Annotated in this window: 17 protein-coding genes; 11 read left to right on the top strand and 6 right to left on the bottom strand. The window is 68.3% G+C overall.

The features are described from left to right. Window positions 1-255 precede the first annotated feature (255 nt). On the top strand, window positions 256-819 hold the full coding sequence (locus AC27IY_RS29600; RefSeq protein WP_487179909.1) for a dihydrofolate reductase family protein: 564 nt from the start codon (window positions 256-258) through the stop codon (window positions 817-819). Window positions 820-1219: 400 nt separating this feature from the next. Here the strand turns inward: AC27IY_RS29600 and AC27IY_RS29595 are convergent, their stop codons facing one another. The 3 genes from AC27IY_RS29595 to AC27IY_RS29585 form a co-directional block, all read right to left on the bottom strand. Further along, a complete protein-coding gene (locus AC27IY_RS29595; RefSeq protein ID WP_487179908.1) occupies window positions 1220-2278 on the bottom strand; it encodes a hypothetical protein in 1059 nt (352 codons plus the stop codon). Window positions 2279-2584: 306 nt separating this feature from the next. Next, window positions 2585-3490 carry a S41 family peptidase gene (locus tag AC27IY_RS29590; RefSeq protein WP_487179907.1) on the bottom strand — a complete coding sequence of 302 codons (906 nt, stop codon included), beginning with the start codon at window positions 3488-3490 and terminating at the stop codon, window positions 2585-2587. A gap of 66 nt (window positions 3491-3556) precedes the next feature. After that, window positions 3557-3784, bottom strand: a complete 228-nt coding sequence (locus AC27IY_RS29585; protein WP_487179906.1) for a hypothetical protein — start codon at window positions 3782-3784, stop codon at window positions 3557-3559. Between the two features lie 727 nt (window positions 3785-4511). Here AC27IY_RS29585 and AC27IY_RS29580 point away from each other — a divergent pair. Further along, a complete protein-coding gene (locus AC27IY_RS29580; protein WP_487179905.1) occupies window positions 4512-4925 on the top strand; it encodes a cytidine deaminase family protein in 414 nt (137 codons plus the stop codon). 131 nt (window positions 4926-5056) lie between these two features. Here AC27IY_RS29580 and AC27IY_RS29575 read toward each other — a convergent pair whose 3' ends face one another. After that, window positions 5057-5800, bottom strand: a complete 744-nt coding sequence (locus tag AC27IY_RS29575) for a class I SAM-dependent DNA methyltransferase (RefSeq protein ID WP_423477733.1) — start codon at window positions 5798-5800, stop codon at window positions 5057-5059. A 379-nt stretch (window positions 5801-6179) separates the two neighbouring features. On the opposite strand from AC27IY_RS29575, the gene AC27IY_RS29570 reads away from it, so the two are divergent. The 3 genes from AC27IY_RS29570 (at window position 6180) to AC27IY_RS29560 (ending at window position 7541) form a co-directional block, all read left to right on the top strand. Further along, a complete protein-coding gene (locus tag AC27IY_RS29570) occupies window positions 6180-6812 on the top strand; it encodes a DUF6461 domain-containing protein (protein ID WP_487179904.1) in 633 nt (210 codons plus the stop codon). A gap of 30 nt (window positions 6813-6842) precedes the next feature. After that, entirely contained in the window at window positions 6843-7031 is a 189-nt protein-coding gene (locus tag AC27IY_RS29565) for a hypothetical protein (protein WP_487179903.1), read from the top strand. Window positions 7032-7238: 207 nt separating this feature from the next. After that, window positions 7239-7541: a hypothetical protein gene (locus AC27IY_RS29560; protein ID WP_487179902.1), complete on the top strand. Its 303-nt coding sequence runs from the start codon at window positions 7239-7241 to the stop codon at window positions 7539-7541. A 191-nt stretch (window positions 7542-7732) separates the two neighbouring features. On the opposite strand, the gene AC27IY_RS29555 is transcribed toward AC27IY_RS29560, so the two are convergent. Then, entirely contained in the window at window positions 7733-8245 is a 513-nt protein-coding gene (locus AC27IY_RS29555) for a DUF6461 domain-containing protein (RefSeq protein WP_423477729.1), read from the bottom strand. Between the two features lie 160 nt (window positions 8246-8405). After that, window positions 8406-8900 carry a hypothetical protein gene (locus AC27IY_RS29550; RefSeq protein ID WP_487179901.1) on the bottom strand — a complete coding sequence of 165 codons (495 nt, stop codon included), beginning with the start codon at window positions 8898-8900 and terminating at the stop codon, window positions 8406-8408. Between the two features lie 93 nt (window positions 8901-8993). On the opposite strand from AC27IY_RS29550, the gene AC27IY_RS29545 reads away from it, so the two are divergent. From AC27IY_RS29545 to AC27IY_RS29520, 6 genes are all read left to right on the top strand, one after another. Then, on the top strand, window positions 8994-9230 hold the full coding sequence (locus AC27IY_RS29545) for a hypothetical protein (RefSeq protein WP_487179900.1): 237 nt from the start codon (window positions 8994-8996) through the stop codon (window positions 9228-9230). Window positions 9231-9307: 77 nt separating this feature from the next. Next, window positions 9308-10861 carry an ABC transporter substrate-binding protein gene (locus tag AC27IY_RS29540; protein WP_487179899.1) on the top strand — a complete coding sequence of 518 codons (1554 nt, stop codon included), beginning with the start codon at window positions 9308-9310 and terminating at the stop codon, window positions 10859-10861. Between the two features lie 4 nt (window positions 10862-10865). Beyond that, window positions 10866-11855: an ABC transporter permease gene (locus AC27IY_RS29535; RefSeq protein ID WP_344208115.1), complete on the top strand. Its 990-nt coding sequence runs from the start codon at window positions 10866-10868 to the stop codon at window positions 11853-11855. After that, window positions 11852-13756, top strand: coding sequence for a dipeptide/oligopeptide/nickel ABC transporter permease/ATP-binding protein (locus AC27IY_RS29530; RefSeq protein WP_487179898.1), 1905 nt, complete (start codon window positions 11852-11854; stop codon window positions 13754-13756). The genes AC27IY_RS29535 and AC27IY_RS29530 overlap by 4 nt, the downstream gene beginning before the upstream one ends. Beyond that, window positions 13756-14595: an ABC transporter ATP-binding protein gene (locus tag AC27IY_RS29525; RefSeq protein WP_487179897.1), complete on the top strand. Its 840-nt coding sequence runs from the start codon at window positions 13756-13758 to the stop codon at window positions 14593-14595. The genes AC27IY_RS29530 and AC27IY_RS29525 overlap by 1 nt, the downstream gene beginning before the upstream one ends. After that, window positions 14595-15770 carry a M20 metallopeptidase family protein gene (locus AC27IY_RS29520; RefSeq protein ID WP_487179896.1) on the top strand — a complete coding sequence of 392 codons (1176 nt, stop codon included), beginning with the start codon at window positions 14595-14597 and terminating at the stop codon, window positions 15768-15770. The genes AC27IY_RS29525 and AC27IY_RS29520 overlap by 1 nt, the downstream gene beginning before the upstream one ends. Window positions 15771-15781: the final 11 nt, after the last annotated feature.

Raw genomic sequence — 15781 nt, 5'->3', positions numbered from 1 at the left:
AGTAAGAAAGCGGGGTTTCGGAGCGAGTGTTCAGCTAAGCGCCCCCAGCCTCAAGTGACCAAGGGCGTGGTGTTCTGTGACGGATCCTCTTCGACTACTCAGCAGGATCCGGAACATCTACGGAATGTACGCTCCTTCGCGCGCTCTGTCCCATCTGCTCCGATACTTCGGCATAGATCGGCCTGGCCCGACCGATGATTTTTCCGCGCCGTGCTGGTCTTTACGCCTAGTACCGACTTACAGGAGGCTGACGCCATGCGGAAACTGACCTTCGGCATGAACCTGAGCCTGGACGGCTACGTCGCTGCACCCGGCGACGATCTCGGCTGGAGCGTACCGAGTGACGAGCTGTTCCAGTGGTGGTCCGACCGGGTGGGCGCGACGGACCTCGCGCTGTACGGGCGCAGGTTGTGGGAGACGATGAGCTCCCACTGGCCGACCGCCGACCAGCAGCCTGGCGCCACACCGGCGCAGAAAGAGTACGCCCGCCGCTGGCGGGACATGCCGAAGATGGTGTTCTCCTCGAAGACCGTCAAGGTCGACTGGAACACTCGCCTGGTCACCGGCGACGCGGTCACCGAGATCAGCCGGCTCAAGGCCGAGGACGGTGCCCCCATGGACATGTGCGGCGCCACACTTGCCGCAGCGGCCGCACGGGCCGGGCTGATCGACGAGTACGTGCTGGTCACCGCACCGGTCTTGCTGGGCGGGGGCAAGCCGTTCTTCACGGCCCTGGACAACTGGGTGAACCTGACCCTGGTGGAGACCCGGACGTTCCCCGGCGGCGTACTCCTGACCAGGTACGAGACCAGGCGCTGAACACCCGACCTCGGATCGGCCCGTGCTCCGGGCCACCCGAGGAAGGGGCGCACGGTACGAATGAGAAGTACAGCAACCGGCGGGCTTGTCAGCGAGCCCTGGCCGGCGCTCGGAGCCCTGTGGGTTGGCTGCGTGTCACGACGCCAGTGCCTCTTCGATCCGCTTGTCGGCGATCTCCTGTTGGGCGTCCATGCACTTGGCGTAGCCCCAGCCAGAGGGTCGCCGCCGCGCCGCCGGCCATCCGCCCGCTCGCCGTCCGCTCGCCGTCCGAGGGATGCGGGCTGGGGGCCGGTCCCGGACGGCGGCGGGACGCCGGGGCGGGCACCCCACGCCAGCCTCGCCGTACCAAGCGAACGGTCCGACCGCGAGCCGCGCCGCCGTACGAAAGCAGCCCACTTGGTCAGCGCCAGATGACGGCCTGGGTGCCGCGGCCGGTGCTCCAGTAGTAGGTGATGGAGCCGGCGATCCAGCCTGAGTTGTTGATGTCGAAGGCTTGGGTGCTGGTGACCCGCGCGTCCGTGGGCAGCGGCAGGAGGCGGGGCTGGGTGGTGGGGGAGTCCCACAGGGCGGCGAAGCTGTACCAGTCGCCAGCCTTGATGTAGCCGCCGACGATCTGGCCGTGGTCGTTGATGGCGTCGGCACCGGCGTAGTCGGAGGCGTCGGCGGGCAGGGGAAGGGCCGTCATGGAGGAGCCGTTCCAGAAGAAGCCGCGACGGCGGCCGTCGGCCGTGTCGGAGTTGCCGACCACCTGGCCGAAGTTGTTGATCGAGTTGGGCGCGCTCATCCCGCCGAGCGTGCCGAGCTCGCGGCCGGTGCCGTTGTGCCACAGGTACGCCTGGTAGGTCGACAGCGGCAAGCCCTCGTCGTTGACGGTGTAGTTGTCGGCGCCTACCACCTGGCCGTGGTCGTTGACGGCGTTGGCGGTCAGGCCAGGGCGGCGGTCGATGGCGGTTCGTACGTCACCGGACAGCAGGAAGGCGCGATATTCGGCGAACCCCGGAGTGGGCGCGTAAGTGACGACGACGTGCCCGTTGGCGACCGCTGCGGCGCAGAAGCCGGGGGCGCCGTGCGCGCCGAGGTCTGTCATCTTGCCGTTGTGCCAGAGGAAGGGAGTCCACTGGCCCGAGGGCAGCTCGCTGCAGCCGACGACGCGGCCGTCGTCATCGATTCCCGAGGCGAAGCTGGTCTCGCCACCGAGCGTGCCGAGGTCGGTCATCGTGCCGTTCTTCCACAGGAACGCGTGGCTGACCCCTGACTCCAGCGGGCTGTCGCCGACGACGTGGCCGCGGTTGTTGATCCCTCGGGCGATGCTCCACGTGCCGCCGAGGGTGCCGAGGTGGACGATGCGGAGGCGCTTCGGACTCGCCGCGGCGGCCGGCGGCGAGGCGAGCGGGGCTAACGACGCGGTCGTGATCAGGGCGATGGCCATGGCCATGGCACGGCGGAGGGATCGACGCATGTTGAGGATTCCCTTCGAGGGCACGCACGGGGCGATGTCGTGATCAGCGTAGGCACGGCCCAGGCCGATGTTTCTCACGGAATCCTTACGTCCGGCGGGCGTCGCGATGATCTTGCAGCTTTGCCCGGGACGCTCTCCGAGGACACGAGCGGCCGGTGTCGATGACGATCATCTTCCGCGCGCCCTCAGCGCAAATCTCCTCGGTACGGGTGGCCGGGGCTGAGCGGTCAGCGTGGGCGGAGCCGTAGAACGCCGAAGGCCCATGGTTCGCTCGGACGCGGTCCGGTACCAGGCCCGGAGTCTGCGTCAGCCTGCCAGTCGGGCGAGTGCCAGTGCGTGTGCCTGGTCGAGGGATTCCACGGCAGCGCAAGGGATGTCCGGCTGCACACCGGTGCCCTCCCAGTTCGTGCCGGAGACGGGGTTGATGGCGCGGCCCGTGGGGACGGTGACCTCCAGGTGGGGGTGCACGGTCCAGCCCTTGCACGGGTGCGCGCCGCCACGGGTGGTCTCGCCTACGACGACGGCGCGGCCGAGCTGCTGGAGGTCGTAGGCCAGTTCCTCGGCGGCGGAGAAGGTGCTGTCACTGGACAACACGTACAACGGTTTGCTGCCGCCGAAACGCGCGCCGGGAACGTGGGGCAGACTCCAGGACTGCTCGCTGCGTTCGCCGCTACGCCAGTACATGGTGTTGAGGTGGGTGCGCTCGTCCAGGAGGTAGCTGCAGACGAAGGCGACGGTGTTCGGGTCGCCGCCCCGGTTGTTGCGAAGGTCCACGATCAGCGCTTGGGCGCGGGAGGCCAAGGTGAGCGCGGCGCTCAGCGGTTCGGCGGCCCACTCCAGCGGGAACAGCATCGGCGCCAGCTCCACCACGGCGACTCCTCCGTCGAGCAACTCCACCCGGGGCGCACCGCCCAGCGAGGTGTCGAAGTCCCGGCGGATGGATTCCAGAGTCGCCGCGCCCTGCTCGGGGGACACCGGGTCAGCGTGGTGCTTCAGTCTCAGGTGCTTGTCGCCGTTGACGGACTGCAGGTCCGCGGTGACCAGACGGGCGAGTTCCTCGGCAGTGCCGGCGTCGTACGCGCCCTCGGCGAGGCGTCGTCGCAGCAGGTCGGCGAGCTGCTCGGCCGTCTCAGGGAAAACGTAGTGCTCAGTCAGCAGTCGGGCTGTCTCGTTGATGACAGGGGCCGGCTGAAGATTCGTCAGAGTCGTCACGGCAGGGAGTAGATCAGTGCCCTCGCGAAAACGTCAAAGGCGCTTGGACGCCTTCGGCAGGCGTGATCAGCCTTCCCACTGCCACTTCCTGAGGATGTTCTGGAGGTCGGCGCGCCACTGGTGGTTGCAGCTGACACCGAGACAAGCCACCACGCGTGACGCGTCGGGAGACAGGAAGGGTTGGAAGTGGTAGGCAGGCTCGGTGCTTCTTACGATGCCGAGGATGAGATGCTGCAGTTCGCAGGCTTTGAGCTGCGTGAGCGCCTCGTCGAACCCCAGGGGCAGGACGTCCATTCGGCGGGTGACGGGTGAGACGTGCGCGACGCTGGTAAGTCCTGGTCAGGGGGAGCGTCTCGGCCAGTTCCGGCCATATTTCGAAGTACGCATCGGCCGCGAGCGCCTGACGGCATGCATGGCCGGCTTCCCCTGCGGTGGCGCGGAGTTGGACGAGCGTCTCCCTGTCCACGACGGCAGCGTACGCACAGCGCTCCACCTTGTTCGAGCCTCTTCTTGGGGCCCTTTCGGGATGGTCAGGAGGGCGCTATGAGTCGGCAGGGTCGCGTAGGGCGAGTGCTTCGGCGTCGGTCAGGCCCTTGCGTGCTGCGATTCTGCGTCGTGCCCGTACCTGTGCGCTCGTGCGCGGACGGTATTTAGGCTCCCTGCCGCAGCCGCAGGGCTCGAATCCCTCGTAGCGGAGTCCTGCTCTCAGAACGGCCGCGACGGCTGCCCAGTTGCGGTTCTTGGTCTTGCGCGGGGCAGCGAAGTCATGGCCGGCGAAGAGCATCGGCCGCCGGCAGCGGGTGCAAAGGTGCTCTGCGCCATCCCAGGGCAGTTTGTGACTCTTGCGGCAGGAAACGCATACGTAGTGGACCTTGTAGGTGACCTCCGCATATGTGCACACAGGGACAGAGTATTTGACGGACATCTACGTGCAGTGATTTCGGCGCTTTCCGCCCCGTTGGTGCCGTACCGGCTGCTCGCCTCAGCGAACGCCGGCTGACACCACATGAGAGCAGAGAAGATGACTGCACAGATCAATCACGTCGATCATGAATTGATTCGGGCTGCGGCGCATGTCGCGGCCGCACGCTGCCGGGGCGACAACCACACCATGGCGGCCGCCGCTCGCAACCAGGATGGCCGGATCATCACGGCGGTGAACGCCTACCACTTCACCGGCGGCCCCTGCGCGGAGCTGGTCCTCATTGGTACGGCTGCCGCCCAGGGCGCTTATGACCTGGACACCCTCGTTGCCGTGGGCGACCGCGATCGAGGCGTCGTGCCCCCATGCGGCCGCTGCCGCCAGGTCCTGCTCGACTACTTCCCAGCCCTCAAGGTCATCGTCGGCACAGATGACAAACTCCGCACCGTCTCCATCGCCGACCTGCTTCCCGAAAGTTATGTCTGGGCGGACCATCAGCTCGATGCCGAGTGAGCCGGTACGCCGTTCGTGAGGTCGCTGGGCGAGTAGGGAACAGTCGCCTGTCAGGGGGACACCAGACGCTGAGATGTGCTGCCGACGGATCTTGACCAGCTCCGTCACCTGGGTCGGCCCACTTCGGGGAGCTAGTCGCCCGGTGGGATGCGGTAGACGGACACGTGGGAGCGGGACTCCGCGGTGAAGTCTGCTCCGGACCAGTCGGCGTGCCGGCTCTCCAGCTCGAATCCGGCCAGCTGGGCCATGAGGTCGAGCTCGGACGGCCAGATGTAGCGGTGGGGGCTGCGGAACAGACGGGCCTCTTTGCTCGCATCGAACGTGAAGTGGTGTGACACGACGTGCTGCCGCACGATGTCGTAGGTGTCCAAGCCGATGTATCCGGGCTCGCTCTGGAAGACCACGGCCTGCTGACCCGTGGGGAGCTTGCGCAGCTCAGGGACCCAGAGCTCGATCACGAAGCGGCCGCCGGGCAGGAGATGACGGGCAGCGTTACGGAAACAGGCGACCTGCTCGGCTTGGGTGAGCAGGTTGGAGATCGTGTTGAAGACGAGGTACACGAGCGTGTATTTCCCCGGAGCCGTCGCGGTTGCCATATCGCCGGCGATCACCGGGATCGTCGCCTCGTCCACCTTCGCGCGAAGTTGGTCGATCATCGGAGTTGACAGCTCGATGCCGGTGACGGGCACCCCGCGCTCGGCCAGCGGCACAGCTACCCGGCCTGTTCCGATGGCGAACTCAAGCGCACGACCCTCGCCTGCGAGTTCGGCGAGGCGGTCCACGGTCGGCTCCAAGACCTCAGGGGCGAACATGCCGACGCCCGGCGTGTCATAGCGCTCGGCGGTCTCGGCGTCCCAGATGTCCTCCTGTTGCATGTCGGCAAGGTTGCCAACGGGCGCAGGGATTGTCCACGGATTTACAGCAGTCTCCGCAGCCGCGGTCGGTCTTCGCCCCGGTCAGGCAATGGACCAAGGCCGCTGAAGGCCGGGCTCGCCCTATTCCTGATCAGAGATTGCGCGTGGGTGTTGGGTGGCATGGCGAGGCCGTTCGAGCCGTTCAGCGTGGACTGAGTGTGGGCGTTGACCTGCTTCACTCAGCAGGTGCCAGGAACCGCTCGCCGGCTGGCTCGCCCTCGCGGGACATCCGCGGGATGATCTTCCTTGGTAGAGAGAAGGTGAGAGCCATGCACCAAGGTCAGAGGCCGGATGCGGTGAGGAAAGTCAACCTGCTGTGAAAACCTCAAAGGAGGTTGTAGTGGCCGATTCCCTCGCCCCGTTCCGTTGGTCTGAAGCTTCGCCAGGAGACCCCGACGATCTCCTTGGCGAGATTTTCTGCGTGTCTTTTCTCCGCAGGCTCGAACCTGCCGAGGTGCTGCGCCGCTTCGGGGCCGGACACCCAGGGCGGAGGATGACCTTCCATGAATTCGCTGGGAAGGTCTGGGAGTCCACAGGGATGACCGACGACGACTATGTCGGCGTCGTCCAGGCCGGTGAGTGGAGTGTGGCCGTCGAACTGCGGGGTTTCCAGGCGACGCTGGCCGAGTCGTTGACCGGGCTGTCCCGGGGATGTGAGGTGGTGGCCGTCGGCCGGCACGATCATGCCGAGGACAGCTTCGTGTACGCGGTGGACGGCAAGGTCGTCACCAGCTTCACGCCGCACCTGCCGGGCACTCGGCGGGGCGCCGACCCGGATCGGATCAACGAGCTCATGCGTGAAACCGGCTTGCCTCCGGAGGAGTTGGATGAAGAGGCATGGGAGGCGACGTGGGATGACATGTACATGAACAGGATCTCGCGTGCGTTCTTGCTGGCGGCCAAGATCACTGGCGTGGTGTTCACTCCGAGCACCCTCGGTGGGCTCCTACTCGTCGGCGCCATCCGTCAGTGATACGGATGGTTGCTGCGCACCCTGAACCTCATGCGGGTAGTGACCGTAGTGCCGTTGACGCCGGCGTTCGAAGTAGCCGATGCCCATCATGCTCCCCCCGGCGAAGGCGGCTACGCAGAGGCAGAAGAGCAAGGTAGGCAGCGCGAAGGCGTATTCATATCCACTTGCGGCACCGATCAACAAGAAGAGGAGGAGGAAGGCGCCGGCGACCAGCCCTGAGCGCACAGGATGTGCCGCAGAGAACCGCTGACCGCGATTCGGCTCGGCATCACCACCCAACCGTGCATCCACTCGCCAAAACCAGTCCGCAATCGGCCTTGACGTTCGCACAGCGAATCCCTTCCACGCCTCCCCACTGCCGAGGCTTCCGAGCCAAGAATGGACCTGGAATGATCAGGCTCGGATGAACCTGCCCAAGGAGTACCTATGGCTACCAAGCTCCTCGTGTTCGTCGCCTTCTTGCTGATGGGCTCAGGCGCACTTGCCGGCCTGATGCCCGTTACTGCAGAAGGTGAGGCGTGTGGTTCCGCATACGTTGCTGCCTCTCTTCCTGATTACTTGATGGACGAGACTCGTAACTGGATAGCAGAAGAAATGGAGTACAGGAACAGATGTGAGGATCTCCGAAATCTTGTTCGGATTCCCGCTACCGTCCTGATCGCCGCAGGGGCGGCCACGCTGATCGCTGCTTTCTTCTCGCGGAGGACGATCTCTATAGCGAGAAAGTGACTGGCACGCTGTCGCACTACTTTCATCACCCCCTAGCAGCAGCAAGGCGCGACAGCCGGCCCCGCGATGGTGGCGCTGCTCGCTCAGCTCACGGGCTGCGAATGGCTGGAGGTTTCGTTCTAGTTCAGTGAGCTCCTGTTGCTGATGCGGATCGGGTTGAGTCGTCGGTCTGCTGCGTGTGCGAGGGGGCCTCAGTATTCGTGGACGCCATGGGCGACCACTTTGTCGCTCGACGCGTTCGGGTGCACCTCGGTGATGCGCTCGGCCAGCAGCAGGGCAGCGGCGAGGCCGGCATCCGGCTTGTTGCCGAACAGTTCGAGCTCGGCCCGGTCGGCCAGGAAGTCCTCTGGGAGGCCGTCCTCGTCGCCGTCGAACAGCGGGTCGAAGGTCAGGATGTTGCGGCTGTCGGCGTAATGCTCGAAGGCCGCGACCAGGTTCACGTTGACGAAGACGCTCGCCGTGACCGTACCGGCCGACAGGCGCTGCAGCACCTCGGGCAGGGTGCCGACGAAGCCGTTCCACTCGCTCAGGATGGTCCCGCCCTCGGCGGGCCGGGCGCAGATGAGCCCTTCGTCGAACTCGCCTTCCTCGTCATCCCCGTCCAACACGTCGATGCCGAGGCGGGCCAGTGCCTCGTGCGGGGTGAGACCGCGGACGAAGGTCGCGCAGAACGCTTCGTCATCGAGCCAGTCGTAGTCGGGCACGGGGATCGGTCCTGTTCTCTCGCGGCAGATGATGAGGGAGAGGATGGCAGGTGGGTCCGACGAAAAGTGCCTGGTTCGGCTTCCTGCTCAGGGGCATGCGGGTTTGGCGCGGAAGAACAGGTCGGGGCGGGCGTGGCGGGATCATGGGTGACCGCCGTTGTCACATGTGTGGGTCGTTCGGGTTCACCATCAGCACCACGCGGTCGGCGTCGACGTCGAACCCCAGGTACGGATGTCCAAGGTCTCCTTCCGCGCTCAGCAGCACCGACTTCCCGAGGCGTCGTCCGATCAGGCGGAAGACGTCCATGAGGACGTCCAGCCGTTCCTGGCCCTGCAGCTCTCTCAGATCGACATCGAAGTCGATCGACGTGACCTGATACATGCGGAAGATGAGCAGCATGTCGGTGATCGGCCGGACATGCAGCTCGGGCGTCTCGCCGGCATCGGCGGCTTCGGCCATGCCGGCAGCGGATGGGAGCTCCGTCGGCTCACCTCCATCCGCCGAGGAGGCGTACTGCCAGCCCTGCTCCCGGACGAGGTCCAGAAGCAGCTGCCAGTCCTCGACGGTGGTCCGCTCGACGACGACGTCCGGCAAGGCTCCGTTGACCTCAGGGTCGAAGAGGACCTTCACGTCGTCCCACTTCAGGTCGGGCACGGTGTCCTCGCAGTTCAGAGATGGTTGCCATGAATCATTGTAACGAATACAGTGTTCCGCCATCGGGGGAGGAGCCGATGGAGGGACGAGTCAGTGATGATCTCGCTGCGGGATGTGCCCGACGTCGACGGGCTCACGCGTCATCGGAACCTGGATGGCCGCCTCGATGTCGCTCGCGCGCTCGAAGATCCCCGCGATCCGGTCCGGCTGATGGGCGCGAACGGCCGCAAGGGGGCGGCGGGCTTGAGTGGTTCGCTGGGGTGTATCGCACCCCATGGCCGAATTGTTACACCGCCGAAACATCCGTTTCTGCATAATCATAATAATTAATTAACCCCGGACGTGTCCCTACGCGTGCGTGTTGAAGGACCACCATGAAACGAAGCTTTGTTACCCTCCTCGGGGCTGTGGGAGCGACCACGCTCGCGCTCACCGGCTGCGGCGCGACGGGCGATGGCGACGGCGGCGCGGCGTCGGGCGACGGCGGCGTGACGTACGCGCTGGCCGCCGACCCGGGTCAGCTCAACCCGATCAAGAACGCGACGGTGGCGGCCCAGAGCCTCGCCGCGTTCGGCTACGAGTCTCTCGTGTCCTTCGCCGCCGGCGCCGAGCCCCAGGGGTTGCTCGCCGAGAAGTGGGAGGAGTCGGCCACCAAGGTCAGCTTCACCCTCAAGGAGGGGGTCACCTGCGTCGACGGGTCCCCGTTGACCGCGAGCGACGTCAAGGCCAGCTTCGACTACGCGGGGCTCAAGGAGACCGGGTCCCCGTTCCGTGGGGTGTACTTCCCCGCCACCGGGCTGAAGATCGACGCCGATGACGCGAGCCGCACTGTCACGTTCCAGAGCGAGAACGCGCAGAGCTTCCTGTTCGCCACGATCGGCCTCATGCCGGTCGTCTGCAAGGCCGGCTCGGCCGACCCGGGACGGCTGGACAAGGAGTGGCTCGGCACCGGCCCGTACAAGCTGGCCGAGTCGTCGCCCGGCCAGAGCTACAAGCTCACGCTCCGCCCCGAGTACGCCTGGGGCGCCGGCGGCGTGACCGGCAAGACGGAGGGCCTGCCCTCCTCCGTGACGGTCCAGGTCGTGGAGAACGAGTCGACGGTCGCCAACATGCTCCAGTCGGGCGAGGTGGACCTCGGGCTCGTCGCCGGCGACGACCGGCAGCGGCTCGACTCGGCCGGGCTGCAGAAGATCGACGTGCCGGCTCGCCCGGGTCTGGTGTTCTTCAACCAGGCCAAGGGGCGCGCGACCAACGACCTCGCCGTGCGCCAGGCGATCGCGGGCGCGATCGACCGTGACGCGGTCGGCAAGGTGACGACGGGCGGTCGCGGCACGCCGATGAAGAGCCTGACGACGTCGTACAGCAACGTCTGCAAGACGACCGACATCACCCCGGCGCTCACGGCGTTCGACAAGACGGCCGCGGCGGCCAAGCTGGACGAGGCCGGCTGGGCGAAGGGCGCGAACGGCACGCGGCAGAAGGACGGCAAGGAGCTTGCGCTCATCCTGCTTTATCCCGCTAACTCCGATAAGTCGGTGGTGTCGGGCATCGAGCTCATCCAGCAGCAGCTCGCCGAGATCGGCGTGAAGGCCACCCCGACGCCGTCGCCGTCGTACACCGACGTCATCTTCCAGGGCGGCGACTGGGACCTGGTGTGGGCCCCCATCTCGACGACCCTGCCGAGCACCTGGCAGGGCATCCTCTCGGGCGACTTCCCCCCGAAGGGCGGCAACTGGACGTACAACACCAACAAGGAGTTCTTCGACCTGGCGGCGAAGGCGCAGAGCCAGGCCGGGGAGCAGAGCTGCGAGGGCTGGCAGGCCGCGCAGAGCTCGCTGGTCAAGGACCTGGAGCTGCTGCCGCTGTACGAGGCGACCGAGACCGTCTACGGCAACGGCGTCACGTTCAGCCTGAACTCGAACACCCTCGTGGTGCCCACCAGCCTGCGCGTGTCGAAGTAGCCTGATGGCACGCTCGAAATCCGTCACCGGTGGCCGCCACGGCGGCAACCGGTGGCTCGGCTTCCTGCTCCGTCGCACCGGGCGCATGCTCGTCGCGATGTGGATGATCGTCACGGTCGCGTTCCTCGTGCTGCGGATGGCCGGGGGCGATCCCGTGCGGTCCGCGCTCGGCGCGACCGCCGCCGAGAGCGTGGTGCAGGCCCGGCGGGAGCAGCTGGGCCTCGACGATCCCCTCATCGTCCAGTACTTCGACTACCTCACGGGGCTGTTCCGCGGCGACCTCGGCGTCTCGATCATCACGGGCCGCTCCGTGACGGAGCTCGTCTCGCACCGGCTGCCGGCGACGGTCGAGCTGGCCGGCATCGCCTTCCTCGTGGTGCTGCTCGTCGCCGTGCCCGTGGGCCTCGGCGTCGCGATCATCACCCAGCACAGCGGGCGGCGCGGCGCCGAGACGGTGTTCACCGGGGTCACGGCGTTCATCGCGGCCATCCCCGAATACCTGCTGGGCGTCGTCCTCGTCATCGTCTTCGCCGTCACGCTGCACGCGTTCCCCGTCGCCGGGCGGACGGGAGCGGCGTCGTACGTGCTCCCGGTGATAGCCCTGTCCGTGTCGGCGGCGGCGTCCATCTCGCGCATCGCCCGCATCGAGGCGCTCAACACGCTCAAGGACGACTACGTCCGCACGGCCCGCTCCAAGCGGCTGCCCGCCTGGATGGTCTACTTCCGGCACGCGCTGCCGAACATGCTCACCGCGACGCTCACGATCGGCGGCACGCTGCTCGGGACGATGATGGCGGGCAGCGTGCTGGTCGAGCAGGTGTTCAACTGGCCGGGCCTCGGCACGGCGTTCGTGGGGGCCATCACCACGAAGGACTACGGCATCGTCCAGGGTCTCGCGCTCGTGTACGCCGCGATGATCCTCGTCGTCAACCTGCTCGTCGACCTCGTGCTCTCCGTGCTTGACCGGCGTACCTCGCTCCTGGAGACCTCATGACGACCCGCCGCTCCGGACTGTCCGGGCAGCCGATGGCGATCATCGCCCTGTGCATGCTCGGGGTGCTCGTCCTGCTCGCGGTGCTCGCCCCGGTCCTGTGGGGCGAGGCGGCCGTGAAGGCGAATCCCGACGCCATCGCGCTGCCCCCGTCCGCCGAGCACCTGCTCGGCACCGACAAGCTCGGCCGGGACATCCTCCTGCGCACCCTCGTGGCCTCGCGGCTCTCGCTGGTGATGGCCGTCGCGGCGACGCTCATGGGTTTGTGCGCCGGCCTGCTGCTCGGGGCCGTGCCCGCGGTGCTCGGGGCGCGCGCCCAGCGGTGGTTCGCCGGCGTCATCAACACCTGGCTCGCGTTCCCCGTGCTCCTGGTGGCCATGCTCACGGTGATCCTCCTCGGCACGGGGGCGACGACGGCGGTGATCGCCCTCGCGCTCACCATGACGCCGTCGTTCGCACGGCTCGCGCAGACGCTCTCCTCGCGGGTCGGCGGTTCGGAGTACCTGGCCGCCGCGCGCATGCTCGGCGTCTCCCGGCGGCGCCAGTTCACGCGGTACGTGCTCCCGAACATCGCCGAGCCCGTCATCGTCAACGTGACCTCCTCCATCGGGGGCGGCCTGCTCGCGCTGTCCAGCCTGAGCTTCCTCGGCGTCGGCGTGCAGCCGCCGGACTTCGACTGGGGCCGCCTGCTCAGCGAGGGGTTCGGCCAGGTCTACAACTCGCCCGTGGCGGCGATCGGCCCCGGGGTCGCCGTGGTCTTCGCGGGGCTCGCGTTCAGCATGCTCGGCGAGTCGCTCGCCGGGCAGCTGCGCAACCGGGAGAACAGGAAGGCGCTGCCCCCTCGCCGGCTCGGCCCGGCGCCGGTCGCCGCGGGGCAGGCGGAGACGCCCCAGCAGGGGCCCGCCCCGCTCCTGGAGGTCGACGGGCTGTCGGTGTCCTTCCCCGGACCGGACGGCTGGATTCGTCCCGTTCAGGACGTTTCCTTCAGCATTCATCCGGGCGAGATCGTGGGCGTCGTCGGGGAGTCCGGCAGCGGCAAGAGCGTCACCATGATGTCGGTCGCGCAGCTCGCCCCCGCGGGTGCCGCCGTGACCGCGCGCCGGCTCCGGTTCGACGGCGACGACCTGACCGGCCTCACCCAGGCCGAGGCCGGCAAGCTGCTCGGGACCCGGGTGGGCGTGGTGTTCCAGGACTCGCTCACGGCGCTCAACCCCGCGCTGCGCGTGGGCACGCAGCTCGCCGAGGTCCCGCGCGTCCACCTCGACGCCGGCCGCAAGCAGGCGCAGGCGCAGGCGGTGCGGGCGCTCGACGACGTACGGATCCCCGAGGCCGGGCGCCGCGCCCAGCAGTTCCCGCACGAGTTCTCCGGAGGGATGCGCCAGCGCGCGCTCATCGCGATGGCGCAGATCGGCTCGCCGTCGCTCATCATCGCCGACGAGCCCACCACGGCGCTCGACGTGACCGTGCAGCGTCGCGTGCTCGCGCTGCTGCGCAACAAGTGCGCCGAGTCCGGCGCGGCCGCCGTCGTCGTGTCGCACGACGTCGCCGTCCTGGCCGAGCTGTGCGGGCGCATTCTGGTGATGTACGCGGGCCGGGTCGTCGAGGACGTCGACATCGCGCTCCTGCCGACCCCGGAGCGGCTCGCGCACCCCTACACGAGGGCGCTCGTGGCCTCGCTCCCCGACCTCGACACCGACCGCGGCGAGCCGCTGGTGACGATCCCCGGCGAGCCGCCCGACCTGTCCCAGCCCATCGCGGGGTGCGCCTTCGCGGCCCGCTGCGCGTTCGCGACCAGCCGCTGCGAGACCGAGACGCCCGTGCTCGCGTCGCACCGCCACGGCGGCCGGGTCGCGTGCTGGCATCCCCAGGACGACACCGCCGGGCACGAGGAGGGAGGAGCCTGATGGCCGAGCTCGTCATCGAGGACCTGGTCGTGACCTTCGGGCGCGGCCGGCAGACCTTCAACGCCGTGGACGGGGTCTCGCTGACCGTCCCGCACGGCACGATCGTGGGGCTGGTCGGGGAGTCCGGTTCTGGCAAGTCCACCGTCGCGCGTACGGTGGCCGGCCTGCAACGGGCGACCTCGGGACGCGTCACGCTCGACGGCGACGACCTGCTGCGCACGCGCGGCGTCGACCGCCGCCGGAGGGCGCGGGACGTACAGATGATCTTCCAGGACCCCTACTCGTCGCTGAACCCGCGCATGACGGTCGGCGAGACGATCGAGGAGGCCCTGACGACGCACCGCGACCTCGACGCGAAGCAGCGCGCCGCGTCCGTGCGCGAGCTGCTGGACCTCGTACGGCTGAAGCCGGCGGTCGCCGACCAGTACCCGTCGCGGATCTCGGGCGGCATGCGGCAGCGGGTGGCCATCGCCCGGTGCCTCGCGGTGCGCCCGCGGCTCATCGTCGCCGACGAGATCACCTCGGCGCTCGACGCCTCGGTCCAGGGCGCGGTGCTCAACCTCATCCGCGACCTGCAGCGCGAGCTCGAACTGTCGATGATCTTCATCACCCACAACCTCGCCGCCGTCCGCTACATCGCCGACACCACGGCGGTCATGAGCCGCGGACGCGTGGTCGAGTACGGCGACGCCGAGGAGATCGTGACGAACCCGCGCGAGCCCTACACGCGGTCCCTCGTGTCGGCGATCCCGCGCATCGAGAACGCCGGCGCCGACCGCCTGCTGCGATCCGCCGAATTCCCCGAAGCCGAACTCCCCGAAGAGGAAGGTGTGGCCTGATGCGCGAGGAAGCCCGGCGGATCCTGCCCGAGCTGGTCCGTCTGCGCCGCGAGATCCACGCCGACCCCGAGCTCGGGCTGCGGCTGCCCAGGACACAGCGGCGGGTCGTCGCCGCGCTCCAGGGGCTCGACCTGGAGATCACGCTCGGGAAGGAGCTGGACTCGGTCGTGGCGGTGCTGCGGGGCGGCCGTCCCGGGCCGGTCGTGCTGCTGCGCGCCGACATGGACGCGCTGCCCATGCGCGAACAGACCGACGTGCCCTACCGGGCGCGTGGCGAGGCCATGCACGCGTGCGGGCACGACCTGCACGTGGCCGGGCTCGTCGGCGCCGCGATGCTCCTGCACGGACGGCGGGAGGAGCTCGCCGGGGACGTCGTGTTCATGTTCCAGCCCGGCGAGGAGGTCGCCGACGGGGCCGCTCGCATGATCGCCGAAGGGGTGTTCGACGCGGCCGGCGAACGCCCGGTCGCGGCCTACGGCATCCACGTGGTGCCGGGCGAGTACGGGATCTTCTCCACGCGCCCGGGGCCGCTCATGGCGGGCTGCGCCGAGCTGGACGTCGTCGTACGGGGGAGAGGCGGTCACGCCTCAGCCCCGCACCTCACGATCGACCCCGTGCCCGCGCTCGCCGAGCTGGTCCAGGCGTTGCAGACGTTCGTGACGCGCCGGTTCGACGTCTTCGACCCCGTGGTGCTCACCACGACGCAGCTGAACGCGGGCGGCGCGGCCAGGAACATCATCTCCGACGAGGCCGGGCTGGGCGCGACGATCAGGATGTTGTCCGAGGCCGCACTGGACCAGTTGCAGGCGGGGCTGCCCGAGCTGGTCAAGGGCGTCGCCGCCGCCCACGGGTGCGCGGCCGACGTCGACCTCCGCGTGCTGTGCCCGCCGACGGTCAACGACCCGGCGCTCGCGGCCGGCGCGCTGGCCACGCTGTCGGCGGCCTTCGGCGACGAACGGGTCCGCGTCTCGCCCGCTCCCGTCATGGGGTCGGAGGACTTCAGCTACGTTCTGCGCGAGGTGCCCGGGGTCTTCGTCTTCCTGCGGGCGACGCCGCGCGACGTCGATCACGAGACGGCCGCGCCGAACCACTCGCCGCACGTCGTCTTCGACGACGCCGTGCTCGCGGACCAGGCCGTCGCGCTCGCGTCGCTGGCGGCCGGGCACCTCGGCTGAAGTTGAGGCAC

The organism is Nonomuraea sp. B208 (genome assembly GCF_057536035.1).
This window is presented reverse-complemented; position numbering and strand designations above follow the sequence as displayed.